This is a genomic window from Frondihabitans sp. OV104, from assembly GCF_057787745.1.
Genome location: NZ_CM173541.1, coordinates 3,113,689 through 3,139,903 on the forward strand (window position 1 = coordinate 3,113,689; position 26,215 = coordinate 3,139,903).

Annotated in this window: 22 protein-coding genes; 9 read left to right on the forward strand and 13 right to left on the reverse strand. The window is 66.0% G+C overall.

Annotated elements, in window-relative coordinates:
- The first annotated feature begins 72 nt into the window (after nt 1–72).
- On the forward strand, nt 73–831 hold the full coding sequence (locus tag AC3CBB_RS14625) for an SDR family NAD(P)-dependent oxidoreductase (RefSeq protein ID WP_488626751.1): 759 nt from the start codon (nt 73–75) through the stop codon (nt 829–831).
- Between the two features lie 123 nt (nt 832–954).
- Here the strand turns inward: AC3CBB_RS14625 and AC3CBB_RS14630 are convergent, their stop codons facing one another.
- From AC3CBB_RS14630 to AC3CBB_RS14650, 5 genes are all read right to left on the reverse strand, one after another.
- Nucleotides 955–1,743, reverse strand: a complete 789-nt coding sequence (locus AC3CBB_RS14630; protein WP_488625167.1) for a carbohydrate ABC transporter permease — start codon at nt 1,741–1,743, stop codon at nt 955–957.
- A 65-nt stretch (nt 1,744–1,808) separates the two neighbouring features.
- On the reverse strand, nt 1,809–2,759 hold the full coding sequence (locus AC3CBB_RS14635; RefSeq protein WP_488625168.1) for a carbohydrate ABC transporter permease: 951 nt from the start codon (nt 2,757–2,759) through the stop codon (nt 1,809–1,811).
- A gap of 58 nt (nt 2,760–2,817) precedes the next feature.
- Nucleotides 2,818–4,086, reverse strand: coding sequence for an ABC transporter substrate-binding protein (locus AC3CBB_RS14640; protein WP_488625169.1), 1,269 nt, complete (start codon nt 4,084–4,086; stop codon nt 2,818–2,820).
- Between the two features lie 55 nt (nt 4,087–4,141).
- Nucleotides 4,142–6,259, reverse strand: coding sequence for a glycoside hydrolase family 36 protein (locus AC3CBB_RS14645; RefSeq protein WP_488625170.1), 2,118 nt, complete (start codon nt 6,257–6,259; stop codon nt 4,142–4,144).
- A gap of 163 nt (nt 6,260–6,422) precedes the next feature.
- Complete coding sequence (locus tag AC3CBB_RS14650) at nt 6,423–7,397, reverse strand: LacI family DNA-binding transcriptional regulator (RefSeq protein WP_488625171.1); 975 nt, start codon at nt 7,395–7,397, stop codon at nt 6,423–6,425.
- A gap of 228 nt (nt 7,398–7,625) precedes the next feature.
- Here AC3CBB_RS14650 and AC3CBB_RS14655 point away from each other — a divergent pair, with 228 nt between their 5' ends.
- Complete coding sequence (locus AC3CBB_RS14655) at nt 7,626–8,507, forward strand: helix-turn-helix transcriptional regulator (protein ID WP_488625172.1); 882 nt, start codon at nt 7,626–7,628, stop codon at nt 8,505–8,507.
- A gap of 29 nt (nt 8,508–8,536) precedes the next feature.
- Complete coding sequence (locus AC3CBB_RS14660; RefSeq protein ID WP_488625173.1) at nt 8,537–9,298, forward strand: SDR family oxidoreductase; 762 nt, start codon at nt 8,537–8,539, stop codon at nt 9,296–9,298.
- A gap of 415 nt (nt 9,299–9,713) precedes the next feature.
- On the opposite strand, the gene dnaB is transcribed toward AC3CBB_RS14660, so the two are convergent.
- The 6 genes from dnaB to AC3CBB_RS14690 all read right to left on the reverse strand — a co-directional run bounded on the left by dnaB (nt 9,714) and on the right by AC3CBB_RS14690 (nt 15,035).
- Nucleotides 9,714–11,156 (reverse strand): replicative DNA helicase, encoded by a 1,443-nt coding sequence (gene dnaB / locus AC3CBB_RS14665; protein ID WP_255410963.1) that lies wholly within the window; start codon nt 11,154–11,156, stop codon nt 9,714–9,716.
- Nucleotides 11,157–11,704: 548 nt separating this feature from the next.
- Nucleotides 11,705–12,157 carry a 50S ribosomal protein L9 gene (gene rplI / locus AC3CBB_RS14670; protein WP_123506637.1) on the reverse strand — a complete coding sequence of 151 codons (453 nt, stop codon included), beginning with the start codon at nt 12,155–12,157 and terminating at the stop codon, nt 11,705–11,707.
- Nucleotides 12,158–12,175: 18 nt separating this feature from the next.
- Nucleotides 12,176–12,436: a 30S ribosomal protein S18 gene (gene rpsR, locus AC3CBB_RS14675; protein ID WP_055964231.1), complete on the reverse strand. Its 261-nt coding sequence runs from the start codon at nt 12,434–12,436 to the stop codon at nt 12,176–12,178.
- 64 nt (nt 12,437–12,500) lie between these two features.
- Nucleotides 12,501–13,079 (reverse strand): single-stranded DNA-binding protein, encoded by a 579-nt coding sequence (locus AC3CBB_RS14680; RefSeq protein WP_123506638.1) that lies wholly within the window; start codon nt 13,077–13,079, stop codon nt 12,501–12,503.
- Between the two features lie 3 nt (nt 13,080–13,082).
- Nucleotides 13,083–13,484 (reverse strand): 30S ribosomal protein S6, encoded by a 402-nt coding sequence (gene rpsF, locus AC3CBB_RS14685; RefSeq protein WP_123506639.1) that lies wholly within the window; start codon nt 13,482–13,484, stop codon nt 13,083–13,085.
- A 126-nt stretch (nt 13,485–13,610) separates the two neighbouring features.
- Nucleotides 13,611–15,035 (reverse strand): CCA tRNA nucleotidyltransferase, encoded by a 1,425-nt coding sequence (locus tag AC3CBB_RS14690; RefSeq protein WP_488625174.1) that lies wholly within the window; start codon nt 15,033–15,035, stop codon nt 13,611–13,613.
- 103 nt (nt 15,036–15,138) lie between these two features.
- Here AC3CBB_RS14690 and AC3CBB_RS14695 point away from each other — a divergent pair, with 103 nt between their 5' ends.
- The 6 genes from AC3CBB_RS14695 (at nt 15,139) to AC3CBB_RS14720 (ending at nt 22,990) form a co-directional block, all read left to right on the forward strand.
- The gene (locus AC3CBB_RS14695) at nt 15,139–17,304 is read left to right on the forward strand and encodes a DUF6049 family protein (RefSeq protein ID WP_488625175.1); all 2,166 of its coding nucleotides are present in this window, start codon (nt 15,139–15,141) and stop codon (nt 17,302–17,304) included.
- A complete protein-coding gene (murJ, locus tag AC3CBB_RS14700; protein ID WP_488625176.1) occupies nt 17,301–19,019 on the forward strand; it encodes a murein biosynthesis integral membrane protein MurJ in 1,719 nt (572 codons plus the stop codon). Before AC3CBB_RS14695 ends, murJ begins: the two co-directional genes overlap by 4 nt.
- A 134-nt stretch (nt 19,020–19,153) precedes the next feature.
- Entirely contained in the window at nt 19,154–20,137 is a 984-nt protein-coding gene (gene trxB, locus AC3CBB_RS14705; protein ID WP_488625177.1) for a thioredoxin-disulfide reductase, read from the forward strand.
- A gap of 45 nt (nt 20,138–20,182) precedes the next feature.
- A complete protein-coding gene (gene trxA / locus AC3CBB_RS14710) occupies nt 20,183–20,509 on the forward strand; it encodes a thioredoxin (protein ID WP_123506643.1) in 327 nt (108 codons plus the stop codon).
- 135 nt (nt 20,510–20,644) lie between these two features.
- Nucleotides 20,645–21,949, forward strand: a complete 1,305-nt coding sequence (locus AC3CBB_RS14715) for an aminotransferase-like domain-containing protein (protein ID WP_488625178.1) — start codon at nt 20,645–20,647, stop codon at nt 21,947–21,949.
- Nucleotides 21,950–22,015: 66 nt separating this feature from the next.
- Nucleotides 22,016–22,990 carry a D-alanine--D-alanine ligase family protein gene (locus tag AC3CBB_RS14720; RefSeq protein ID WP_488625179.1) on the forward strand — a complete coding sequence of 325 codons (975 nt, stop codon included), beginning with the start codon at nt 22,016–22,018 and terminating at the stop codon, nt 22,988–22,990.
- Between the two features lie 1,235 nt (nt 22,991–24,225).
- Here AC3CBB_RS14720 and AC3CBB_RS14725 read toward each other — a convergent pair.
- Both AC3CBB_RS14725 and AC3CBB_RS14730 read right to left on the reverse strand, forming a co-directional pair.
- Nucleotides 24,226–25,173 (reverse strand): ParB/RepB/Spo0J family partition protein, encoded by a 948-nt coding sequence (locus AC3CBB_RS14725; protein WP_488625180.1) that lies wholly within the window; start codon nt 25,171–25,173, stop codon nt 24,226–24,228.
- Nucleotides 25,173–26,105, reverse strand: coding sequence for a ParA family protein (locus tag AC3CBB_RS14730; RefSeq protein ID WP_123507096.1), 933 nt, complete (start codon nt 26,103–26,105; stop codon nt 25,173–25,175). The genes AC3CBB_RS14725 and AC3CBB_RS14730 overlap by 1 nt, the downstream gene beginning before the upstream one ends.
- Nucleotides 26,106–26,215: the final 110 nt, after the last annotated feature.

Genomic DNA, 26,215 nt, shown 5'->3' on the forward strand with positions numbered 1-26,215 from the left:
TCTACCCCTTTTGTGCACTCAGTGCTACAACTGTTCTTGCGCCGAGTCGGCGCGTCTCATCGAGGAGAAGTCATGACCACGACCACTGCCGGACGTTTCGCCGGCAAGACCATCATCGTCACCGGCGCCGGATCCGGCATTGGGCGCGCCACGGCCACCCGGATCGCCCACGAGGGAGGCCGAGTGATCGCCACCGACGTCGTCGTCGACCGCCTCTCCGCCCTGACCGAAGAACTGAGGGACTTCGACGTCGTCACCGTGCCCGGGGACGTGTCCCTCCCGGAGACCATCGAAGCGATCGTCGGCGCGGGAGGCGGCACAATCGACGGCCTCGCAAACGTCGCCGGGATCATGGACGCATTCCTCCCTCCGAGCGAAGTCGACGATGCAACCTGGGACCGCGTCTTCAGCGTCAACGTGACCGGACCAATGCGGCTCACCCGAGCCGTGCTGCCTCTCATGATCGAAGCAGGTGCCGGCGCCATCGTGAACGTCGCATCGGAAGCGTCACTTCGTGCGTCGGCATCCGGGGCTGCTTACACGGCGTCGAAGCACGCCATCGCAGGATTCACCAAGAGCGTCGCCTTCTTTCACGGCCCCCAGGGAATCCGGGCGAACGCCGTCGCCCCTGGAGCTGTGGCGACCAATATCGAAGCACCGATGAAGAGCGACTACGCGGCCTCTCGGGTGGGTCCGATCATGCAGGCGATCCTGCCGCCCACTGCGCAGCCGGAACAGCTGGCCGCTGCGATCGCCTGGCTCCTCAGCGACGACTCCGCGAATGTCAACGGCGTCGTGCTGCCGAGCGATGGCGGCTGGTCCACAATCTGACAAGAATGCGGGTGGGCTACGAGCGGCACGCTTGGGTGCTGCGCCGCCCGCGATGGAACGTCGGGGGCGGTTTCGGCAAGAACCATCGTGTTCATCTAATCGAATCGGCAGGCCGGTTCGATGTCATTTTTCGGCTCCCGCGAGGGCACCCTTCACAAAGTACTTCTGCAGGAACAGATAGGCGATGAGGATTGGTGCGAGGCCTATGAGGGCGGCGGCGGCGGCGGCACCGATGTTCGTCCCTTGGCTGGAGAAGAACACTGCCACCGCTGGTGCGAGGGTGCGCATGGGTGTGCTGCTGCTGATGTAGGAGCTCATAGCGAACTCGTTCCACACGTTTGTCGCTGTGAGGATCGTCACGGTGGCAAGCACCGGCTTCATCGAAGGTAAGACGATCTGCACGAAGGTTCGAATCGTCCCTGCGCCGTCCATGGCGGCTGCTTCCTCGAGGGAGATCGGCAGGGTTCGCATGAACTGGGTGAAGAGGAACACGGCTAGCGGAAGCTGCAGGGTCGTCAGGACGAGGATGAGTCCACCGAACGTGTTCAGAAGCCCAAGCCGGGACAGCATTGTGTAAAGGGGTACGAGGATGCTGAGCGGTGGAACGATCAGCATGCCTAAAAGTGCTAGCGAGACGACTCGGTTCAGACGAGTCAAGCGGCGCGCGAGGGGGTAGGCCGCCATGGCGCCGACGAGGCACACGAGGAACGTGCTGACCGCTGTGACGAGGAGGCTGTTCTCCAGCGCCCAGTCGAGGTGGCCGACCGAGAATGCCGTTGAGAAGTTCGAGAGCGTGGCTCCGGAAAACGGCGGCACCCAGAGGGAGCTGGTGTCCGTGACAGGTTTGAGCGCAGTGGTGACAGCGAGGTAGAACGGGGTGATCTGCACCAGCGCCACGATCGCCAGGAACACGGCTTTGCCGACGTTCGCTGCCTTCCGAGGACGCCGACCTCGCAGAGGAGCAGTCTGTGTTGACATCAGGCGGTCACATCCGTTCGGCTCATCCGGCGGACGAGGAACACCGACACGATCGCGATGATGACAAAGAGGGCAACACCCATCGCCGATGCATATCCCGCCGCCTGCTGACCGAAGTAGGTGCGGCCGATGAGCGTCGATACCGAGTTCGATGCGTAGCCTGGCCCTCCACCGGTGAGAACCTGGATGACGTCGAACAGCTTCAGACCGCCGATCAGGTTGATGATGACGCTCGACACGAACGCCGGTTGGAGTAGCGGGATCGTGATGGAGCGGAGCAGGGCCCAGCCGGAAGCGCCGTCGAGGGACGCCGCTTCGTACACGTCGGGGCTGATGCCCTGCAAGCCGGCGAGGTAGATGACCATGGAGATTCCGACGAACTGCAGCGTGTTCACCAGGATGATGATCGCGATGGCGCCCGGTCCGCTGCTCAGCCATGCGATGGGGCCGACACCCAAGCCGCCCACGACGTCGTTCAAGGCGCCTCGGTTGTACTGGAACACCAGGTAATACATCAAGCCCATCACCACGGGTGACACGAGCACCGGAAGGTAGACGATCGACCGCGCAGCCGCAGGCATCCGTCCCCGTCCGTCGAGTGCGACGGCGAGGGCGAGTCCGAGGACCTGTTGAAGCAGCGTGCAGCCGAACCCGAACAGAAGCGTGTTGAGGAGCGCCGTGTGGAAGGTCGCGTCGGTGAAGAGTTGGGCGAAGTTCGCGATTCCTACGAATGCTTTGGTGGGTGAGTAGCCGTCCCAGTTGGTGAAGGCCAATCCGATGCCCTGGATCAGGGGCACGAACACGAAGATGACGAGGAGCGCCGCGGCGGGGAGGTACATGAGGTTCATGGCCCAGCCACGACGCGATGGCCGTGGGGATCGCTTCTGGATCGGCGGGAGGGTGGCGCTGGGCTGAGCCCGTGGCGGCAATATGTCGGTGACGTTGTTCACGATGATTCCTGAGACTCGTGCACGTCGGGGGCGGCGGCCGCCCCCGACGTGCTGGCGGTTACTTCTGGCCGTAGAGGGTCTTGTACTGGCGACCCATCTGGGTGGAAGCGGCTTGGACGGTGCTCTGCCCGGTGATCACTGAATCCGTGACCGCGATGAGGGTGTCCCATGAACCGTTGGGCAGATAAACGCGATCGAAATACGGCTGCACGGCGGTCGTTCCCGGCGTGACGTACTTGTTGAAGCTGTCTGCAAGAGAGCCGAAATCCACCTTGACGGTGGTCAGTCCCGGGGCGGACGCGGTCGATTCCGCGAGTGCGGCGGCGTTCTTCTGTTCCGCGAGGAAGTCGAGGAACTTCAACGCCTCCTTCTGGTGGTCGCTCGTCTTCGACACGCCGAACGAGTCCACTCCTTCGCCACCGACCAGGTAAGGCTTCTCGTCGCCGGTAGTCGGGAGCGGGATGAACCCGAGGTTCGCGTTCGGGTTGATCGTCAGCGCCTGGCTCAGGAGGACCGTTTGGAACAGTTCGAAGCCGGTGGTTCCACCGGCGAGTGCCCGTGCCATGTCGTCGGTTGACGCGGAGGAGTAGTCCTTGTTGAACCATCCGGCTGTCCGCCACTGCTGCACACGGTCGAGCATCTGCTCAAAGGGGGCCGAGACGAACGTCCCGTCCTTCATTTTCTGTCCCTGGGCGGTGTCGTATGTCTGCGCGGCGAGGTAGTCGCCCATGTGGCCTGCCGGGCCCTGATCTTTGCCGCTGGAGTAGATCGCGGTGGTGCCGGTGGCTTTGACCTTCGCGGCGGCGGCGTCGAACGCATCCCAGGTCGTCAGGGACGACGGGTCGACACCGGCTTTGCTGAGGACGTCCTTGTTGTACAGGATCCCAGCGGTGTCGGTTTCGCCGGGGAAGGCGAAGATTTCGCCGTTACTGTCGCGCATTGCGGAGTCGAGTGCCGGGTTGACGTTCTTCGCCCACGACTGGTCGGTCAGGGGGGTGAGGAACTTGCTGTAGCGCAGCAGCGACCAGCCGTGTGTCGAGAAGAGGTCGGGGACTGTGTTGGCCGCGAGTTTGACCTTCATGTCGTTCTCGTAGTTCGTCGATTCGGCGGTGAGCTGAATCTTGTCGCCGGTCTTCTTTTCGAAGTCATCGACGATCTTGGTCATGACCTTGTACTGCGGAGTGTCGGCGCCCATGTTGAAGAAGAACTGCATGGTGTCGCTGTCGGTGCCGGCGCCGGCGCGGCTGCAGCCGCTGGCGGTGAGGACGAGAGCCATCGCGCCGATCGCGGCGACGATCGTCCGTCTTTTCGAGAGTTGAAGCTTCATTGCTTGCCTTCTTTCGGGTATTCGTGATGAGGGTTGTGGTGCAGGAGGGAATGGGTCAGTCGGAGGTGACCTCAAAGACCCGAGCGGAGAGACCCGGTGTCGATGGGGCGAGCGTGATGTGGCCGTCGTCTCGTACTGAGGCTGTCCACGGCGCTGCTTTTGCCGGGAACACCTGGCGGAGCGAAGCTGGTGTCGCGCCGGCGCCGAGGTCAAGAGCGAGGGGCTCGATGGTCGATTCGCTGCGGTGCCAGACATAGAGAAGCGACCGGCCCGCGCCTCGTAGCCGGAGTGACAACGACGGCGCTTCCCAGTCCGGGTAGCCGCTCGGCCATTCAGGGACGGCATCAGCGATGTGGGTCCGTGTGGATTTGAACACCCGGACCGCTTCTCGGACGAGGTCGAACTGTGCATCGTTCATTTGGTTGATGAACCCGGACAGGTAAAGCCGCCCGGATAATCCCGTCACCATGGTGAATGCGATCTCGTCATCGCTCATCCACGGTTGCGGGTAGGCCCAGTTGCCGGCCTGTTCCGGCAGCATCTGCATCGGCGCCGAGGCCGCGATAGGCGGGTACAGGCGGAGGTCTTGCTGGTCGGATGTTGACTGCAGGTCAAACGCCTCCAGCATCCCGAAGTCCGAGCGCATGGCACCGGAGCTGCAGTTCTCGAATACCACATCCGGGTGGCGGGCACGAAGGGCGGTGAACCAGCCCAGGTGCGCCCGGTTGTGCGCCAGGAGTCCGGCCCCGGGAGAGAAGGCGTCGAGGTCCGTTCCGGCGCCGGGCATCACGTTGTAGTCCAGCTTGAAGAACTGCACGCCGAAGTCGGAGATGAGCCGGTCGAAGGTTCGATCAAGGTGCTCTCGGGCCGCCTCGCTCCGCAGATCGAGGAAGTAGCGGTCGTGCTCCCGGACACGAATCCCGTGTCGCTGCATGAACGCCTCGGCGGGGAGGCTTTCAGCGAGGGGGCTGCGGACGCCGACAACCTCGGGCTCGACCCAGATGCCGACCTTCATCCCGTGTGCGCGGATCGCTTCGACGACTTCAGCCAGACCGCCGGGGAACCGTCGCGCCGAGGGAAGCCACTCGCCGACGCTCGGCCACCAGTCCCCTTCTTCGCTGTCGTCGTACCAGCCGGCATCGATGCAGAAGCACTCCGCCCCGACCGCTGCAGCGGCGTCGATGAGCGGGAGCAGCCGCACAGTCGTGGGATCGCCGAGGATGGTGTTCATGAAGTCGTTGAAAACCAGGAGCGAGGAGGTGTCTGCGCGTTGCGCTCGCCGGATCCAGCGACGGTGCCTTGTCAGTTCGGCCACGGCGCTTGCCGCGCCGGCGTCGCCGATGGTGAACGACGCGGGCACAGACTCGAACGACGCCCCGGGGACGAGTTCTTCAGCCCAGTGGTGATGCAGGTCGGTCGGCCCGAGGAGGACAAGCGCCAGAGCGTCTTCGTCTTCCCTCTGGTTGTCGAGCTCCCAGCGCCAACCGCCGTTGTGCTCGAGCTGCCATGCGATCGCACGACCAGATCGTGGGTGTTCGAGCACCCCCGTAGGTAGTGCGCGAGCGGTCGTCCAGGTCGACGTTCCCGTGGCTGCCGTGTATCCGCGACCTGGCTGGTGATTGACCGCGGAGTGGAAGTCCCCGAGGCCGGACTGTGACCAGGCCTTCGTGATCGTCCATCGGTTCTCGGCGAGCTGTTCGCCGGATCCTGAGTGGAGGAATGCGTCGTGCGGGTCGTCGCCGTGACTGACGAGCGCGCCGATCGCGATGGTCGACAGGGCCTCGAGCACGACTGGCACGATGCCGTCGTTGCGGACCGACGTACGGACACGGGCGCCGGCAATCTCGGGTGACGCCGTGAACGTGACCGTCACGACAAGACCTGTCTTCTCATCGCGCTGTTCGATGTCCAAGCCCGCGACACCGTCGGTCGTCCATTCGCGGACATCGGTCAGACGAAGACGTGCACCCACGCCCGTGTGCGTGAACCGAGTCGTGTTCCGGGCGCGGCCGTCTCCAGTGATCATGGCTTCGACTAGCGGCTGTGTCGCTTCGGTGACAACGCGCTCGGGTCCCGCGTTGAGGCCGACGATCCGGACCGGGTGGTCGCCCGAACCAAAAGACACGGTCAGTGCGCCTGCATGCCAGTCGAAGACTCGTCCGGTGGGTGTCACGACTCCAGTGACCGACGATGGTTCCTGAGTGGCCAAGACGGTTTCCGCGCTCAAACGAGGCTCCCTTGCGCTCTGCGTTGCTTGAAGCCTCCATGAAAACGTTGATCATGAAAGCGTTGATCACGACACTAGGCGTCTCCCGTCAAACGTGCAAGCCAGCTATCTAGGCCAGCGGTGAGCTGGTGCTCTCGCGGTTGAGAAGCATGCTGCCCGGCCGGTCGCTCGGGTTTGCTTCGGAGTCCGGGTTGATGAGGAGCTCGAGAGCGGCCCTTCCTGCCCATCCCCAGTCGAGTCGGTAGGTGGTCAGGCTCGGCACCCAGCTCGAAGCGAGGGGGTGGTCGTCGAGCCCCGCGACACTGACGTCCTGGGGCACTCGACGTCCGGCATCGTGCAGGCTCCGCATGACCGCGAATGCGATCTCGTCGTTCGGGCAGAAGATCGCCGAGACGCCGGCATCCGCGGCGAGCTCGGCTCCAGCGCGAAGCGCAGACTCGACCGTCCAGTCAGACACAGCTGGTTCCGGCTGAGCGACTCCGCGTGCAGCCAGCGCCTCCCGCCATCCCAGCTCGCGGGGGTGCGAACGACCACCATAGTAGGGAACAGAGACGTAGTGGACAGTGCGGTGACCGAGGTCGAGGAGATGGTCCACGACCGCGCGCGCTGCGGCGCGGTCATCGACCAGGACGTGAGCTACGTCGGCATCGGTGTCAGCGCCGTTCGTCACCGTCGCAATCGGTATCGCGCCAAGCTTTGAGTGCAGCTGGATCGTGTTGTAGGAGTTGTAGTCCAAGACCACGACGCCGAGGATCGGCTGGGACAACAAAACGTCCACTGCGGCTGACACTCCTTCGATGTCGGCCGGATCGAGGATGGCGATAGCGACGACATATCCGCTCGCCCTGGCCCGGTCCTCGATTTCGGTCAGCATGCGCGAGCGGCCGTAAGCAGCAGTATCCGGTGCGATAACGCCCACGATCGGCTGCTGACCATGTACCAGGGCGCGTGCCGCACCGTTGGGGCGGTAACCCAGTTCGTCCATGGCGGCTCGGACTTTTGCCGTCGTCAGGTCGCTCACCGGTGTCGATCCGGTCATCACCCGCGACACCGTCGGTAGGGAGACGCCGGCGACACGGGCCACATCAGAGATCGTCGGAGGTCTTCGTCGATCTAGAGGCACAGTTCAGAACCGTATGCGATTGGAGCTCACCCGGCAACGCGAGGGAGGCTGGGGTGCAGCGGGAGGCCGAAGGTATTGCCTGCTACCTGCCGTGTCGCGTGGGTGACACTCCGGTCTTTTCACTTAGGGGACGACGGCCTACTTGTCGCAAGGGACACTCGACGAATGTTCTGATCGGATAATCATCGGGTGAGTGCACGCGAAGAACTCCGGTCGTTCCTGAAATCCCGCCGCGCCTCCATCGAGCCCGCTCAGGTTGGCTTCTCAACGTCGTCAAGCCGACGCGTGGCGGGCCTTCGTCGCGAGGAGGTCGCCGTCCGCGCCAATGTGAGCGTCGACTACTACACGCAACTGGAGCAGGGGCGGCAGATCACCCCGTCGCCTGTTGTCCTCGCTGCGATCTCCGACGCTCTCCTCCTCGACGAAGCCCAGCGCGACTATCTCCGACGGCTAACGTCGGAGGCCCACGATCCGCGTACCTGGGGGCCTGCGCCTGTCCCTGATGGCTTGGTGACTCTCCTCGGCGGCTTGCGTAACCAGGGCGCCTTCATCGTCGACCACCGCATGCAGGTGCTGGCCGCGAATCGGATCGCCGACAAGCTGATGGGCGGGTGGATCGCTGCGGGCAAGCACGACGGCAACCTGGCCACGTACGTGTTCCAGGACGAGTCCGCCCGGTCCACCCACCCCGATTGGGACGAAGTCGCCTCGAGTATGGTCGCGACCCTGCGCTTCGGCGCGGCCCGATGGTCGGATGACCTCATTCTGACCTCCGTCGTCGCCGAACTGGCCCACACACCCGACTTCGCCGAACTCTGGGACCGGCACGAAGTCGAGGCGAACACGTCCGGCTCGAAGCCCTTCCGTCTCGACGAAGACACTCTGGAAGTCGACTACGAGGTGCTCGTCGTCCCGACCGACGCTGAAGCCCGACTCACCATCTACAGCGCACAGCACGGGTCGTCCGCCGCCGCGTTCTTCTCCAAGGTCGATGACGCGTGGGCCCGTCCATCCTCCGGCCCGGATCCCTGGGTGGTGCTGACGGCACCCCGCTCCGGTGCCACCTTCTAAAGACAAGCCGTGACCCTCACGCTGGTGACATGAACGACTCCTCCCCGACCCCCACCCGAACTGCGATCGTCACCGGCGCCTCGAGCGGCATCTGCGCTGCGACCGCGCGGCGCCTCGCATCGGCCAGTTTCACAGTAACCCTCGTCGCCCGCCGCAGCGACCGCCTCGAAGCCCTCGCACAAGACATCCGCGCCGAGGGTGGGAGCGCCACCGTCATCGCCGCAGATCTTGCGAACGCCAGCTCTGCGCTGACCGTCGTCGAGCAGGCCACCCGAGAATCGGGTCGCCTAGACGCTGTCGTCAACGCCGCCGGCGTCATGCTGATCGGCTCCAGCGTGGAGCAGGACCCGACCGAGTGGGAACGCATGATCGACGTGAACCTTCGCGGACTCCTGCACCTGACCAAGGCGGCGCTGCCTTCCCTTCTGAAGACCGCGAAGAAATATGACGTCGCCACGGACGTGGTCAACATCAGCTCTGTCGCAGGCCGAGTCGTCGCCCCGATGACGGCCGTGTACACGGCGACGAAATTCGCGGTCACCGCCGCCACACAAGCGTGGCGGCAAGAGTTCGCCGGCACCGGTGTCCGATTCTCGGTGATCGAGCCCGGGTTCGTCGCAACAGAGCTCGGCTCCTTCCAGGAGGCGACCCGACAGTTGTACGACACGAGGAGCGCCGACCGCGAAATTCTGCGCGCCGACGACGTAGCGTCGGCCGTCGAATACGCCATCACAAGTCCCGCACGCGTCGCCGTCAACGAGATCGTCATCCGACCCGCCCACCAGGCGTAAAACGAATCGTTCAACCGATACTGGCGCCTGTCGAGAAGGCCGACTCGCCTTTGGTCACCGTGACGCCTGGAACCGAAAGAAGTGCACGACGGGGGTTCCTCTACCGGGCGGAGCTACATCCACAGACATAACGGCCGGGCTCGAGAGGGAGACCTCGTTTGGGTACCGGCACGAGCGCCTTCGACGACACGAAAGCCTGGAAAACGACATTTTGTTTTGGAAACCACACGACAGTTTCTGTGGCTTTGCAAGTCTCGACAACCTTCAAGAACATCCCGTGAAAAGGGTCTCGGATTCCTCGGACAGCGGCAGCCTCCGTCACGGGCTACCGTTTGCCACCTAGATTGTCGCGTTCCGCGGAAAGCGACAATCTAGGTGGCACTTCGACAAATTAGATGTCGGACGACACGCGACGCTACGCAGGCATATCCACGAACCGCGAGAACATCCCGTGGAACGCCACGGTGATCGTGTCTGTGGGGCCGTTGCGGTGCTTGGCCACGATGAAGTCGGCCTCGCCCTGGCGGGGGTTGTCTTTCTCGTAGGCCGACTCGCGGTGCAGCAGGATGACCATGTCGGCGTCCTGCTCAAGCGAGCCCGACTCGCGGAGGTCGCTGATCGCGGGCTTCTTGTCGGCGCGCTGCTCGGGGCCACGGTTGAGCTGCGAGAGGGCGATGACCGGAACCTGGAGCTCCTTGGCCATGAGCTTCAAGGCACGAGAGAACTCTGAGACCTCCTGCTGGCGGCTCTCGACCTTCTTGCCGGAGGTCATCAGCTGGAGGTAGTCGATGACGACGAGCTTGAGGCCCACCTGCTGCTTGAGACGGCGGCACTTGGCGCGGATCTCGACGAGGGTCATGTTGGGGGAGTCGTCGATGTAGAAGGGCGCGTCGTTGATGCGACCGCGCGTCTGGGCGATGGTGGTCCAGTCGCGGGCATCGACTGTTCCTTTGCGCATGTTCTGCAGCGGAACGCTGGACTCGGCCGACATGAGGCGCATGGCGATCTCGGACCGCCCCATCTCGAGCGAGAAGAACACGCTGGGCTCGTTGTGCTTGATCGAGGCCGCGCGGCACAGGTCGAGGGCGAGCGTCGACTTTCCGAGCGCTGGTCGGGCGGCGATGATGATGAGCTGACCCGGGTGCAGGCCGTTGGTGAGGGCGTCGAGCTGGGCGAAGCCGGTCGGTACGCCCGTCATCTGGCCGTCGCGGCCGGCGGCGGCCTCGATCTCGTCGATGGCCGCGGTGACCGCGTCGGTCAGCGGGACGTAGTCTTCGGTCTGCACGCCGCCAGCGACGTTGTAGACCTCCGCCTGCGCGTTGTTGACGAGGTCGATGACCTCGCCCTCGCTGGCGTAGCCCATCTGCACGATGCGGGTGCCCGCCTCGACGAGGCGGCGCAGCACGGCCTTCTCGGCGACGATCGACGCGTAGTAGCCGGCGTTGGCGGCGGTCGGCACGAGGCTGGTGAGCGTGTGGAGGTACTCGGCGCCGCCGGCGCGGCTGAGCTCGCCGGCCTTGGTCAGCTCGTCGGTGACGGCGATGACGTCGGTGGGCTCGCCGTGGGAGTACAGGCCGAGCAGGGCGTTGAAGATGACCTCGTGCTTCGGCAGGTAGAAGTCGGCGGCGCGGACGGTCTCGATGACGTCGGCCGTGGCGTCTTTCGAGAGCAGCATGCCGCCGATGGTGCTCTGCTCGGCGAGGAGGTCGTGGGGCGGCGTGCGACGGTCGTAACCGGCTGAGCCGTAGCCCGGTGCGCTCGTTCCTGCACCCGAGGACGAGTTGGAGGTGTACTGCGCCGAAGAGCCGCGGTCGCCCGATGCGTCGTTGGGGGCGAGTCCGAGATGGGCAATCGACACGGGGGCCTCCTGGCGGGTTCGGGGGAGCGGTTCTGGATGCTGCGTGCTCTTGGTCTACCGCCACCCTCCGACACCATCGTCGGAGGGCTGGCAGCAACGCCGAGACCGGGTGAGAAAAGCGCGCGGGAACATCGCGGTGAGCACCCTTCGGGTGGTGCGTGATCCGACGATTCCGCGCCTGGTTGAGGGCGCTGTCACACACTAGGGACTTGACCCCCGTCGCTCCAAACAGGCCTGTGGATAACGGTGTGGAGAATCTGGGAGAAACGCCGGGTCAACCTGGGGACAACTGTGGACAGTCCTGTGGAGAACAAACTTTCTTTGGCCCGCACACGCCCTCTGACCAGGTGTTTCTGTTTCCACACCCACTGTGTGAAAAGTAACTTGAATCGAGGGTTGAAGGTTGATGATTCGTGACGCACCTGTGCACAAAACGCTTGACACGGTGTCCCCCGAGCCGGTACGAGACAGCACTTCTGCGGACACGCGGTACCCCTTAAACGCCGATAGCGGCACATGCAAATGCATGCGCCGCTATCGAACGGGTGCTACTTGGCAGCGACCACCTGAAGGGCGATCGTGGCCACGACGTCTTCGCGCAGACGGATGGTGGCTTCGTGCTCACCGGTCAGCTTGATGGCGTTGGGGATCTCGACCTTGCGCTTGTCGATCGTGCCGACGCCCTGAGCCGAGACGGCAGCGGCGACATCGGCCGGCTTGACGGAGCCGAAGAGGCGCCCGCCCGTGCCGGTCTTGACGGGAAGCGTGATCTTGACGGCCTCGAGGCGGGCCTTCATGTCTTTCGCCTCCTCGATCGTCTTGAGCTCACGCGAAGCGCGGGCGGCCTTGATCGACTCGACCTGCTTCTCGCCACCGCGGGTCCACACGACACCGAATCCCTGGGGAACCAGGTAGTTGCGTGCGTAGCCGTTCTTGACGTCGACGACGTCGCCGGCCGAACCGAGGCCGGAGACCTCGTGGATGAGGATTACCTTAGACATTCGCTACTCCCTAGCGGATCAGCGGCCGGAGCCGGCGTAGGGGAGGAGCGCCATCTCACGGGCGTTCTTCACGGCACGGGCGATGAGGCGCTGCTCCTGGACAGAGACGCCGGTGATGCGGCGAGCACGGATCTTTCCGCGCTCGGAGATGAACTTGCGAAGGGTCGCGACGTCTTTGTAGTCGATGACGCCGACGCGGATCGCCTTCGCGGGAGCGGCGTTCTTGCCGCCCTTTCCGCGGAGGGGCTTGCGGCGGTCGCCGCTGCTCTTTCCAGCCATTGGATTCTGCTTTCAGTAATGAAGAAAATGAGAGATCAGGAGCGGGTGCCCCCGAACGACGAACTCAGAAAGGCGTCTCGTCGTTGTAGGTGCCGCCGCCGGGGGTGTTCCACACGTCGCCGGAGGAGCCGGAGCCGGACGAACCCGCTGAGCCCCCACCGGTCTGCGCGGGCTGACCCCACGGCTCGTCGGCCTGACCGCCGCCGTTGCCGCCGCCGACAGGCTGACGGCTCTGGCCGCCGCCGTTGCCGCCGAAGGATCCGCCGCCGTCGCGAGACGACGATGCGCGGGTCACCTGGGCGGTGGCGTAGCGGAGCGAGGGGCCGATCTCGTCGATCTCGAGCTCCATCGAGGTGCGCTTCTCGCCCTCTTTGGTCTCGTACGAGCGCTGCTTCAGGCGCCCCTGCGCCATGACGCGGGAGCCCTTCGTCAGCGAGGCGGCAACGTGCTCGGCGAACTCACGCCACACGCTGGCGCGCAAGAACAGCGCCTCGCCGTCCTTCCACTCGTTCGACGCGCGGTCGAACGTGCGGGGGGTCGACGCGATCGTGAAGTTCGCGACCGCGAGCCCGTTCTGCGTATAACGCAGCTCGGGGTCGGAGGTCAGGTTGCCCACGACGGTGATGACGGTTTCGCCGGCCACGGGCTACTCCGCGCTCGAAGCGGCGGGGGCAGCGGCGGCGGGAGCCTTCGCCGGAGCGGCAGCCTTGCGGGCGGCCTTCTCGTCGGCGAGCTTCTTGGCCTTGGCGACCATCTCGATGCCCTCTTCGGCGCGAAGGACCTTCGTGCGCAGAACGGCCTCCGAGAGACCGAGCTGACGGTCGAGCTCCTTGGTGGCGTCGGGGTTCGCGGTCAGGTTCACGACGGCGTAGATGCCCTCGTTCTTCTTCGCGATCTCGTAGGCCAAGCGACGACGGCCCCAGATGTCGACGTTGTCGATCGATCCACCGTCGTTGCGGATGACGTTGAGGAACTTGTCCAAGCTCGGAGCGACAGTGCGCTCATCGATCTCGGGGTCAAGGATCACCATCAATTCGTACTGATGCATGTCTAACCCACCTCCTTCGGACTTAACGGCCACAGTATTTCTGTGGCAGGAGGGTAGTGGCATCGTGCAGTGCAGTGAGCGCGCAGGAACTGCGGCCACTCCAAGCAACCTTGACAGCCTACCGGGTCAGCGCTGCGTCCACCAGCCCAGCAGGCGCCGGGTGGCCTCCTCCTCGCCGAGGGGCCCCTCTTCCGTCCGCAGCTCGAGCAGGAACCGGTACGCCTCGCCGACCTCGCGCGACGGCTTGATGCCGAGGATCGACTGGATCTGGTCGCCGTCGAGGTCGGGACGCATCGAGTCGAGCTCCTCCTGCTCGCGCAGGACGGCGATGCGCTGCTCGAGGTCGTCGTAGGCGAACCCGAGCCGGTCGGCCTTGCGGCGGTTGCGCGTGGTGACGTCGGCGCGGGTGAGCATGTGCAGGCGCTCCAGCTGGTCTCCAGCGTCGCGGACGTAGCGGCGCACGGCCGAGTCGGTCCATTCGCCGTCGGTGTAGCCGAAGAAGCGGAGGTGCAGCTCGATCAGCCGGTAGACCGCGCCGATCGTGTCGTTGTCGAAGCGCAGGGCCTTCAGCCGCTTCTTCGCGAGCTTGGCGCCGACCACGTCGTGGTGGTGGAAGGTGACCACTCCGCCGGCCTCGAGCCGGCGCGTCGCCGGCTTGCCGATGTCGTGCAGCAGCGCGGCGATGCGCAGGGTCAGGTCAGGGGGAGTGCCCGGGTGGCGCTCCTTCTCATAGCCGATCGCCTGCTCGAGCACGGTGAGGCTGTGCTCGAAGACGTCTTTGTGGTGGTGGTGCTCGTCGCGCTCGAGCATCATGGCCGGCAGCTCCGGCAGGATCAGCGCCGCGATGCCGGTGTCGACCAGAAGCCGGACACCAGGAACGGGGTCGTCCGACTTCAGCAGCTTCGAGAGCTCGTCGTTGACGCGCTCCACCGACACGATCTCGAGCGTCCGGGCGCGATCGACCATGGCGGCGAACACGGCCTCCGACACGGTGAAGCCGAGCTGCGCCGTGAAGCGCGCCGCCCGCATCATCCGGAGCGGGTCGTCGCGGAAGCTGTCCTCCGGCGTCCCGGGCGTCTCAAGCGACTTCGCCAGCAGGTGCTCCACGCCCCCCGACGGATCGACGAGCACGCGCTCGGGCAGGCGGAGCGCCATCGCGTTCACGGTGAAGTCGCGCCGCACGAGGTCGCCCTCGAGCGAGTCGCCGAACTCGACCTCGGGCTTGCGGGTCTCGCCGTCGTAGACGTCGCTGCGGTAGGTGGTGATCTCGACGGTCTCGCCCTGGATGCGGGCGGCGATCGTGCCGAAGGCGCGGCCGACGTCCCAGGTGGCGTCCGAGATCGGCTCGACGATGGCGAGGATCTCATCGGGGAGGGCCGAGGTCGTGAAGTCGAAGTCGTTCACCGCTCGGCCGAGGAAGGCGTCGCGGACCGGACCGCCGACCAAGGCGAGCTCGTGGCCGGCGGCCTTGAAGGCTCGCGCCAGCCTGTCGACCGGCCCGGTCGAGGCGAGCGTGTCGAGCCTCTCGAGAGCTCCCGCGACAGATTCCATGACGGTCAAGCTTGCCACAGCGGGCCTCCCGCCGAGTTGTCCACAGGCCGGGCGCTTCGCCCAGTCTTCTCTGGACTCTTTCCCTAGACTCGCTAACGCCCTCATGAGAATCCTTTCCGCGCTCGCTGTCGCAGCCCTCGCCGTCGCCGCCCTCGGGGTCGGCCTGCCGGTCCTGCCTGCGACTGCCGCCGCGGCCGACGGAACCGTGACGGTGTCGGTGTCGCCTCGGGCGAGCGGGGTCATCCGCGACGGCGACGGCCTGAAGGCGACGGTGACCGTGCACAACGGCACCGACGCCGATCTCGACGCCGGCACCGCCCAGGTCTTCCTCGACCGGGCCACCTTCTCGAGCCGCGACCAGATCGACGCCTGGTTCGACCGCTCGGCGAGCGACACGAGCGACGCCCTCGGCTCGTTCATGACGAGCGTCGCGGTCCCCTCCATCGACGCCGGCGCCACCTCCTCGGCGGTCACGATCGACCTCTCCTCCGAGACGCTCTCCCTGAACGGCTACGACTGGGGGGCCAAGGCGTTCGGCGTCCGCTACAGCTCGGGCGGCGCCGCTCTCACCGAGGCCCACTCGAGCGTCGTCTGGTACCCGAACGACAGCTTCCAGGCGACCCGGCTGGCCGTGGCCGTGCCTCTCACCGTGCCCGAGTCGACCAGCGGCCTGATCTCGAGCGAGGCCCTGGCGAGCTACACGTCCGAGAACGGCGTCCTGACGCAGGAACTCGACGCCGTCCGCAACCGCGACGTCGCTATCGGCATCGACCCGATGATCCTCGCCTCCATCCGGATCCTCGGCAACGTCGCCCCGCCTTCGTCGATCACCTGGCTCCGCCGTCTGGAGACGGCGACGAACGAGACGTTCTCCCTCTCCTACGGCGACTCCGACATCTCGGCGATGCGCCAGGCCGGTGCCACGACTCTCCAGAAGCCGATCGACTTCACTGACGCGATCGCCGCCCAGGAGGCCGCCGAGCCCGACTCGTACGTCGCGACCGACGACACGACCGGCGCCGGCCAGACACCGCCTGCCGACGCGACCGCACCGGCGACGGAGGCCCCGACCGGGACGCCGACGTCGGTGCCCCCGACCTCGACCGTGCCGACGACGGAGTCGCTGCTCGCCTTCGCCTACACCGAGAGCGATGTGGCCTGGCCGCTGGAGGGGACGGTGGCGTCGGGCGACCTTCCGGTCTTCAAGTCGTCGGGCGTGAAGACCACGGTCCTGTCGAGCAGCAACGTCAGCACGTCGTCCGACACGACCGAGAACGCCGCCATCGACGTGTCCTCCTATAAGACCGTCGTCTCCGACGCCGAGATCTCGTCCATGATGCGCGACGCCGTCTCGGCCGGCAGCGTCTCGGAGTGGCGAAGCGACGTCGCCCAGCTGTCGGCCGAGCTGGCCACTCTCACCCACGAGCGCCCGAGCGACGCCCGCACGCTGTTCGCCACGCTCGGACGCAACTGGGCGACCACGGGATCGCGACTCGACGAGACGCTCGACGCCCTGGCCACGATGAACTGGGTCTCGACGGTGCGCTTCTCCGCGGCCGCGTCGGCGACGTCGAGCGACGCCACCCTCGCCGCCAAGAAGGCCTCCGCATCGCGCGTCTCGGCTCTCGAGCCGCTCGTGGAGGCCCAGGACGACCTGCAGAGGTTCTCCACCGCCCTCAAGACCCCGTCGACCGTGACCGCCAAGGAGCGCCTGCGGGTGCTCGCGCTCTCGGGTACGGCGTGGAGCGACAACCCGAGCGGGCTCGCTTCCGAGGTGGCGAAGGTCCGCGCCCAGGTCGACCGCATCCGGAGCCAGATCGGCGTCGTCCAGAGCAGCGACGTGAACATCCTCGGCGACCGCTCCTCGCTGCCGATCTTCGTCCGCAACGACACCGCCTCGGCGGCGACCGTCTACCTGCGGGTGCAGCCGTCGAACTACTACCTCAGCGTCCAGCAGAAGGCCATCGCCGTGACCATCCAGCCCGACTCGCAGACCCGCGTCACCGTGCCGGTGCAGTCGGTCGCGAACGGCAAGGTCATGCTGACGCTGTCGCTCGCCACGAAAGACGGCGTCACCGTGTCGACGCCCTCCGAAGTCGCCATCAACGTACGCGCCGGGTGGGAGACCGTCATCACGGCCATCTTCGCCGCTGCCGTCGTCCTGCTGTTCGGCGGCGGCATCTACCGGAGCATCCGCCGACGTCGCCGAGGCAAGTCGGGCGACGAGGGCGACGACGCGACGACGCCCGACCCGGCGGCCGGCACGTGAGCGCGCTCGACCCGGTCGGCGCCGAGAACCCCGAGCCCGGCGCGGTCTCCGGAGTTCCTGCGGCGCAGTCGGCTCCGGTCATGAAGGCTCGCAGCCTCGGACGCGCCAGCGCGCTGCTCGCGGGCGGCACGATCGTCTCGCGCGTGCTCGGCTTCGCCAAGACGGCTGTGCTCGCCGCAGCCATCGGCCAGACCGGGAGCCGCGCGGCCGACGCGTTCACAGTGTCGAACCAGCTGCCGAACAACATCTACGCCCTGGTGGCGGGAGGCCTGCTGAGCGCCGTGCTCGTGCCGCAGATCGTGAAGGCGGCCAAGGGCCCCGACGGCGGTCAGCGGTACATCAACAAGATCGTCACGCTCGGCACGACCGTCTTCCTGGTGGTGACACTGATCGGAACCCTGGCGGCGCCGTTCCTCGTCAACCTCTACGCGCACCAATCCGACACCGGCAAGGCGGGTTTCTCGCCGGAGGCCATAGCCCTGGCGACCGCGTTCGCTTACTGGTGCCTACCGCAGATCTTCTTCTACGCCATCTACTCGCTGCTGAGCGAGGTGCTCAACGCGAGACAGATCTTCGGGCCGTTCACCTGGGCCCCGGTGCTCAACAACGTCGTCTCGATCCTCGGCCTCGTCGTCTTCATGGTGCTGTTCGGGGGAGCGGGCGAGAACAGCCTGGTCGCGGACTGGACGCCCGGCCGCATCGTCGTGCTCGCCGGAACCGCGACGCTGGGAGTGGCGGCCCAGGCCGCGTTCCTCCTGCTGTTCTGGCGCCGGGCCGGCCTCACGTTCAAGCCCGACTTCACGTGGCGAGGCGTCGGCCTCGGCGCGACGGGCAAGGCCGCCGCCTGGATGTTCGCGCTGATCCTCGTCACGCAGCTCGCCGGCATCGTGCAGAGCAACGTGGCGACCATCGGCACGGGCGCCTCGAGTGCCGTGCTGTCGAACGCGTGGCTGATCTTCATGCTCCCGCACGGAATCATCACCGTCTCGATCGCGACTGCCTACTTCACCTCCATGACCGCCGACGCCGATCGCGGCGACCTCCGCGCTGTTCGCAACAACCTGTCGTCGTCGCTCCGCACCATCGGCATGTTCATCGTCTTCGCCGCAGTCGCGCTGTCGGTCGTGGCCTACCCGTTCGCGCGCTTCTACGAGTCGCGCTACGACTACGTCGCGGCGATGGCCCACGTGATCCTGGCCTACCTGCCGGGGCTGATCCTCTTCAGCATGCTGTTCGTGCTGCAGCGGGTGTTCTTCGCCTTCCACGAGCAGCGCACCGTCTTCTTCATGCAGCTGGTCCAGTCGGGTGTCTTCGTCGCGGGCGCCCTCCTCTGCTCGGCGGTCGTGCCGGCCGATCACATCGCCGTGGCTGTGGCGATCACGACCTCTGTGGCGGGCAGCACCCAGGCGGTCGTCGCTCTCGTTCTCGTGCACCGTCGAATCGGCGGGCTCGACGGACGCTGGGTCGCTCGGCGCCACATCCAGTACCTCGTCTTCTCGGTGATCGCCGGGGTCGTGGGCGTTCTCGTCGTGACTGGGCTGGGGGGTTACCACCCAGGCGGCTTCGGCCTCTCCGGCCGCATTCCGGCCATTCTCACGGTGATCATCGCCGGACTGGTCATGGCGGCGGTGTATCTCGGGCTGCTGACGGTGGCACGGATACCCGAGCTCTCGGCGATGACGAAGCCGGTGCTCCGTCGCCTGCGGCGCTCGTAGGCGCGTACCCCGAGTTCCTGCGTCCCTTACCGGCACCTGAGAGCCCCGGGGCACACGGAATACGCGGAAGCTAGGCTGTGTTTCACCGCACAGGCAACCGGACACACGGTCGCCACCCCAATCGAAAGGTCGCAATGCGTCAGGTCATCATCATCGGTTCCGGCCCCGCCGGTTACACCGCTGCGATCTACGCCGGTCGTGCCGGTCTCGCGCCCCTCGTGGTCGCCAGCTCCGTCGAAGCCGGCGGCGAGCTCATGAAGACCACCGAGATCGAGAACTTCCCGGGCTTCCCCGAAGGTCTTCAGGGCCCCGAGCTCATGTTCAAGATGCAGGAGCAGGCCGAGAAGTTCGGCGCCGAGGTTCTCCTCGACGACGTCGTCGAGCTCGACCTCAGCGGCGACATCAAGAAGGTCACGCTCGGTTCGGGCGCGGTCGAAGAGGCACTCACGGTGATCTTCGCGACGGGCTCCGCCTACCGCAAGCTCGGCGTCGAAGGCGAAGAGCGCCTCTCGGGCCGCGGTGTCTCGTGGTGCGCCACGTGCGACGGCTTCTTCTTCAAGCAGAAGGAGATCGCGGTCGTGGGCGGTGGCGACTCCGCCATGGAGGAGGCCACCTTCCTCACGCGCTTCGCCACCAAGGTCTATGTCATCCACCGCGGCGACACCCTCCGCGCGTCGAAGATCATGCAGGACCGCGCTTTCGACAACGAGAAGATCGAGTTCCTCTGGAACAAGACGGTCACCGCCGTCACCGGCGACGAGAAGGCGGCCGGCGTCACGCTGACCGACACCGTCGACGGCACCGAGTCGCACCTGGACCTCGAGGGCCTGTTCATCGCGATCGGCAACGACCCGCGCGTGCACCTCGTCCACAACCAGCTCGACCTGACCTCCGACGGCACCATCGCCGTCGAGGGCCGCTCGTCGAAGACCAACCTCAAGGGCGTGTTCGCCGCTGGCGACGTCATCGACATCACCTACCGTCAGGCCATCACGGCTGCCGGTTCGGGCACCGTCGCAGCCCTCGACGCCGAGCACTACCTCGCCGGCCTCGACAAGGCCGTTCTCGACCAGGCCCAGGGCGCGGCGCCTGCCGAGCCCGTCACCGCCTCCGCCTAGTTCCTGCACCTCCAGAATTCGACTTCTCCACGAAAGGGGAACCCCATGAGCAACGCAACCGCAGTGACCGACGCCAGCTTCGAGCAGGACGTCCTCAACTCCGACGAGACGATCCTCGTCGACTTCTGGGCCGAGTGGTGTGGCCCATGCCGCGCCGTCTCGCCCATCCTCGACCAGATCGCCGAAGAGCACGCCGGCAAGATTAAGATCGTCAAGCTCAACGTCGACGACAACCCCCAGATGGCCATGAAGTACCAGATCACGTCGATCCCGGCGATGAAGGTCTTCAAGTCGGGTGAGGTCGCCAAGACCATCATCGGCGCCAAGCCCAAGCCGGCCCTCGAGGCCGACCTGGCGGACTTCCTCGCGTAGCCAACCGCGATGAGAGCCCGCCCAGCAACCACGCTGGGCGGGCTTTCTTCTGTTAACAGGCGACTTCCGAACGACTCGGCGCTCTCACCCCGACCCGTATTCTTAACCGAAACCCCCACACAGACAGGGCACTCCATGACCAACCAGGGCACCAACCTCGATCCGTGGTACGACAGCTACGCAGACCGCACGGCAGGCCTCAGCGCCTCCGAGGTGCGAGCCCTGTTCGCCGTCGCCTCGCGCCCCGAGGTCGTGTCTCTGGCCGGTGGGATGCCGTACGTGTCGGCGCTGCCGAAGGAGATGGTGCTCGGCTCCATCGAGAAGGTCATGCACGACAACGGCCCGATGGCGCTGCAGTACGGCTCGGGGCAGGGCACACCGGCGATCCGCGAGCACATCATGCAGATCATGGCGCTCGAGGGCATCCGGGGGAGCGCCGACAACGTCGTCGTGACGACCGGCTCGCAGCAGGCCCTCGACCTCGTGACGCGCCTGTTCATCAACCCTGGCGACGTCGTGCTCGCCGAGTCGCCCAGCTACGTCGGCGCGCTCGGGGTGTTCCGTGCGTATCAGGCCGACGTGGTGCACGTCGCGATGGACGACGAGGGCCTCGTGCCGGAGTCGCTGCGAGAGACCATCGTCGCTCTCGAGGCCGCCGGTCGCCCGATCAAGTTCCTGTACACGATTCCGAACTTCCACAACCCGGCCGGGGTCACGCTGACCTGGGCGCGTCGCCTCGAGATCCTCGACATCTGCCGATCGCACGGAATCCTCGTGCTCGAGGACAACCCGTACGGCCTCCTCTACTTCGATCAGCCGGCACCGCAGGCGATGCGCTCCGTCGACGACGAGGGCGTTATCTACCTGGGCTCGTTCTCGAAGACACTCGCCCCGGGCTTCCGAGTCGGATGGGCCTTGGCACCCCACGCCATCCGAGAGAAGCTCATCCTCGCCAACGAGAGCGCGACTCTCGCGCCGAACTCGTTCGGCCAGTACGTCATCACCGAATACCTCGACCAGACCGACTGGAAGGGGCAGATCGATACCTTCCGGGGAATCTACTCGGAGCGACGCGATGCGATGCTGTCCGCGCTGGGGGAGTACCTGCCCTCGCTGACGTGGACGAGACCCGATGGCGGCTTCTTCGTCTGGGTCACGCTGCCCGACGAGCTGGACTCGAAGGCGATGCTGCCTCGCGCGGTGAAGGAGCTCGTCGCCTACACGCCCGGCACAGCGTTCTTCTCGGACGGCCAGGGTCGGTCGAACATCCGGCTGTCGTTCTGCTACCCGACACCGGAGTCGATCCGGCTCGGAGTGAGCCGACTCGCGACCGTCATCAACGGCGAGATCGACCTTCTGCGCACTTTCGGCAGTGCGAGCATGACGCAGTCGATCCCGACTCGATCCGGCGTCGGAAACCCGCCTCCGAACACTCTCTGAACCACCCTCTGATCTGGACTTCTTCACCGAACAAAGGCTCAGAACCGAAATGAAGGCACTCTTCGCATGACCACGCCCCTCATTCCCGCCTCGATTCGCACAGTGACCGTCCTCGCGGGCGGAATCAGCCACGAACGCGACGTCTCGCTCCGATCGGGTCGACGCGTCGCCGACAGCCTCATCGCCCACGGCGTGAAGGTCGAGCTGCGCGACCCCGACGCGTCGCTTCTCGGACACCTTCAGACGACTCGGCCCGACGTCGTGTGGCCGGCGCTGCACGGAGCGAGCGGTGAAGACGGCGCCCTGCGCGGACTCCTCGAGGCGGTCGACATTCCCTTCGTCGGGTCACGCGCAACAGCCGCGCGACTCGCATGGGACAAGCCGACAGCCAAGGCGCTCGTCGCTCGGGCCGGGGTCCGAACGCCGCGGAGCATCACCCTGTCGCACGACTCGTTCCGTGAGCTCGGCGCGGCGAGCGTGCTCGAAGCGATCGGCGAGGAGCACCCAGTCCCTGTCGTCGTGAAGCCCGCCCGCGGTGGTTCCGCGCAGGGTGTCACGGTTGTCGACGACGTGGCCGGCCTGCCCCGCGCCATGGTGGACGCCTACACCTACTGCGAAGACGTCATCATCGAGCAGAAGATCGTCGGAACCGAGATCGCCGTCGGGGTTCTCGACACTGGCGATGGCCCAGTGGCCCTGCCTGCCGTCGAAATTGTTCCTCGTTCGGGATTCTACGGATTCGAAGCGCGCTACAACGCGGGGGAGACCCGGTTCTTCACACCTGCTCGTCTCTCGGAGGAGGTCGCCGCGGCGGCCGCCGCCGCTGCTGTGGCGGCGCATGAGGCGCTCGGCCTGCGTCACCTGTCACGCGTCGACCTCATTGTCGACGCGGCCGGAACCCCGTGGTTCCTCGAGGTCAACGTGCTGCCCGGGCTGACCGAGACGTCGCTCGTGCCGCTGGCGCTCGAGGCCGCCGGGTACGACCTGGGCTGGGTATACGCGGAGCTGGCGCAGAAGGCGATCGCTGACCACAGGGCGTGAGGTGCGGGGGCGCGATGGCTCTGAGATTGGCAAGGATGTGCGGGGTAGACGTCCTTGTGGCGTGTGCCATTCACGGCGGCGATCCTTGTGGCACGCGCACTCGAGAGCGCTCTTCCTCGTGAGCATGCACTCCGTCCTTACCTAAGGATTGGGCTGGCCCGCGCTGCGACGGGGGCCTCACAAGGACACGCGAGGTCGGCGTCCTTGTAGGCGGCGCACTCTCCACCGCACTTCCTTGGGGGCCGTGCGCCCAGAGCCTCGTCTCCTCGTGGACGTGCACTCCGTCCTCAGCTAAGGATCGCGCTGGCCCGCGTTGCGACTGGGGCCTCACAAGGACACGCGAGGTCGGCGCCCTTGTAGGCGGCGCACTGTCCGCCACCGTTCCTTGTGGGCCGTGCGCCCAGAGCCTCGTCTCCTCGTGGACGTGCACTCCGTCCTCAGCTAAGGATCGCGCTGGCCCGCGTTGCGACTGGGGCCTCACAAGGACACGCGAGGTCGGCGCCCTTGTAGGCGGCGCACTGTCCGCCACCGTTCCTTGTGGGCCGTGCGCCCAGAGCGTTATCTCCTCCTGAGCGTGCGCGGCGTCCTTACCTGAGGATCGGTACGAGGTTCGGCATGCGCAATCGTAAGCTCCGAGTACCGCTATGCGGGGTGTCTGGCGTTGAGACCGCTTATGTCCATTCACGGCGCTCGCCCCGCCCGCCGACCACGCATACCGTCGGGGCACGACCACCCCACACGCTCCCGGCAGCCTGGGGTTGAACCGCGAATCCGCACCACGCGCGAGCCATCGTTCGACAAAGAGCCCTAACCCGCTTCACGTCGACTCCAATCCCTTCAGTTCGCACCTGCATCGGGCCACCGTGGCGCTCCCGCCGCCCCTCACCTCGGCCCGCCCACCTCGGCCCGTCGAGTTCACCCCAGTCGCTCCGTATACCCGCTGTCGACAGCCCACTCTCCGCAGGCACCGTGCCGTACTCGCCGAGCCCAGACCCATTGACTAGACGCCCCACGCCCAATGACTCTGTTTCACGTGAAACAACCAACTCGCTGCCGTGAATTCGGGCCGCGGGTCAGCAGTTTCACGTGAAACACGGAAATAGACGCACCGCCGTCCACTCGGGCCTCGGTGATCGCAGAACCCGCCCGGCAGGCTCCACCCGCCAACCCCCCAGAACCACGAAACGCACCGTTTCACGTGAAACGATGCGCTCCGAAAAGGACGTGCTGCCGACCTAGACCCCGAACGGATCCTGCCCGAGCTCGCCCAAGATGCGGTTCAGGTCGCCAACTGAAGCGAAGTCAATCGTGATCGAGCCCTTGCGCGCGCCCAGCACCACCTTGACACGGGTGTCGAGCCGATCGCCGAGCTTGTCAGCCACCTCGATCAGGTGTCCCTGCGTCGCACCGGTCTGCGGCTGCGGGCGCTTCGGCTTCACGGTGAGCCCGGCAGCAGCGGCCTCGGCCGCGCGGACGCTCAGGTCTTCGTTGACGATCTTGTCAGCAAGACGTTCCATACCGGCGGCGTCGCCGACCGACAGAATCGCCCGGGCGTGACCGGCCGAGAGGACACCCGAGGCCACCCGTCGCTGGACGGGGGAGGGGAGGCGGAGCAGGCGGATCGTGTTGGTGATCTGCGGGCGGCTCCGACCGATGCGATCAGCGAGTGCCTCCTGGGTGATGCCGAAGTCGGAGAGGAGCTGCTGGTATGCCGAAGCCTCTTCCAGGGGGTTCAGCTGAGCGCGGTGGAGGTTCTCCAAGAGGGCATCCCGGAGCATCGACTCGTCGGCGGTGTCCTTGACGATGGCTGGGACGGTAGCGAGGCCGAGCTGCTTCGTCGCACGCAGACGGCGCTCGCCCATGATCAGCTCGTACTGCGGACCACCCGCCTGAGGGTGCTTGAGCGGGCGGACGACGATGGGCTGGAGGACGCCGACTTCGCGGATGGAGGCGACGAGTTCCTGCAACTCTTCTTCGCGGAACTCGGTACGAGGCTGCTGCGCGTTCGGGACGATGTCGAGCGGGTTCAGACTCGCGAGGCGGGCGCCGGGAACAGCGATGAGGTCGTCGGCGGTCTGCTCGCGCATGGGGAAGAAGACGTCGACGGGGCGGCCCTGCGTCTCGTCGGCGACGGGGATGAGCGCGCCGATTCCGCGGCCGAGTCCGGTTCTCTTCGTTGCCATCAGCGGGGTACTCCTCGGTGTGCGAGCTCGGACGCGGCCTCGAGGTACGAGAGCGAGCCTGGGGAACTGGGGTCGTAGCTGATCACGGACTGCCCGTAGCCGGGCGCCTCGCTGATCCGCACCGACCGGGGGATCATGGTCGTGAAGACCTCTTTGGGGAAGTGCTCCCGAACGTCAGCAGCGACCTGCTGAGACAGGTTAGTGCGTCCGTCGTACATGGTGAGCAGAATGCTCGACACGGTGAGCACCGGATTCAGATGCTTCTCGATCAGCTGGATGTTGCGCAGGAGCTGGCTCAGACCCTCCAGTGCGTAGTACTCGCACTGAATCGGAATCAGGACCTCCTGCGCAGCGACGAAGGCGTTGATCGTCAGGAGCCCCAGCGACGGCGGGCAGTCCACGAAGACGTAGTCGAAGCGGCGGTTCTCTCGCTCTGTCTCTGTAAGGAAGTTCTCGAGAGCTGTGCGGAGTCGCTGCTCGCGAGCCACCAGGGAGACCAACTCGATCTCGGCGCCGGCAAGGTGAATCGTGGACGGGACGCAGTACAGTTCGGCGAACTCGGGGCTCTTCTGGATCACATCGACGATTGCGGATTCTCCGACGACGACGTCGTACACGCTGGCCGTCTCCGCTCGGTGCTCGACGCCGAGGGCGGTGGAGGCGTTGCCCTGCGGATCGAGATCGATCACCAGGACGCGCGCTCCGCCACGAGCAAGACCGGCCGCGAGGTTGACCGTCGTGGTGGTCTTGCCCACGCCGCCCTTCTGGTTCGACACCGTGATGACACGCGTCTTGGATGGGACCGGGAGTGGATCGTCTTTGATGGCCTCACGCCGACGTGTGAGGTCGGCGATCTCGCGAGCAAGGGGAGTGGTCGCATCGAAGCTGACACCGCCGGAACCGGCACGGCCGGCCCGAGCTGCGTCGGATATCGAGGCGTCTGAAGCTTTACTCACCGGATAGATCTCCGAATCGCAGGGTTTCACGTGAAACCGGCCGCCCAGGAGGGAAAAGCTTCGAGACGCGAGCGAATGAACCCTTG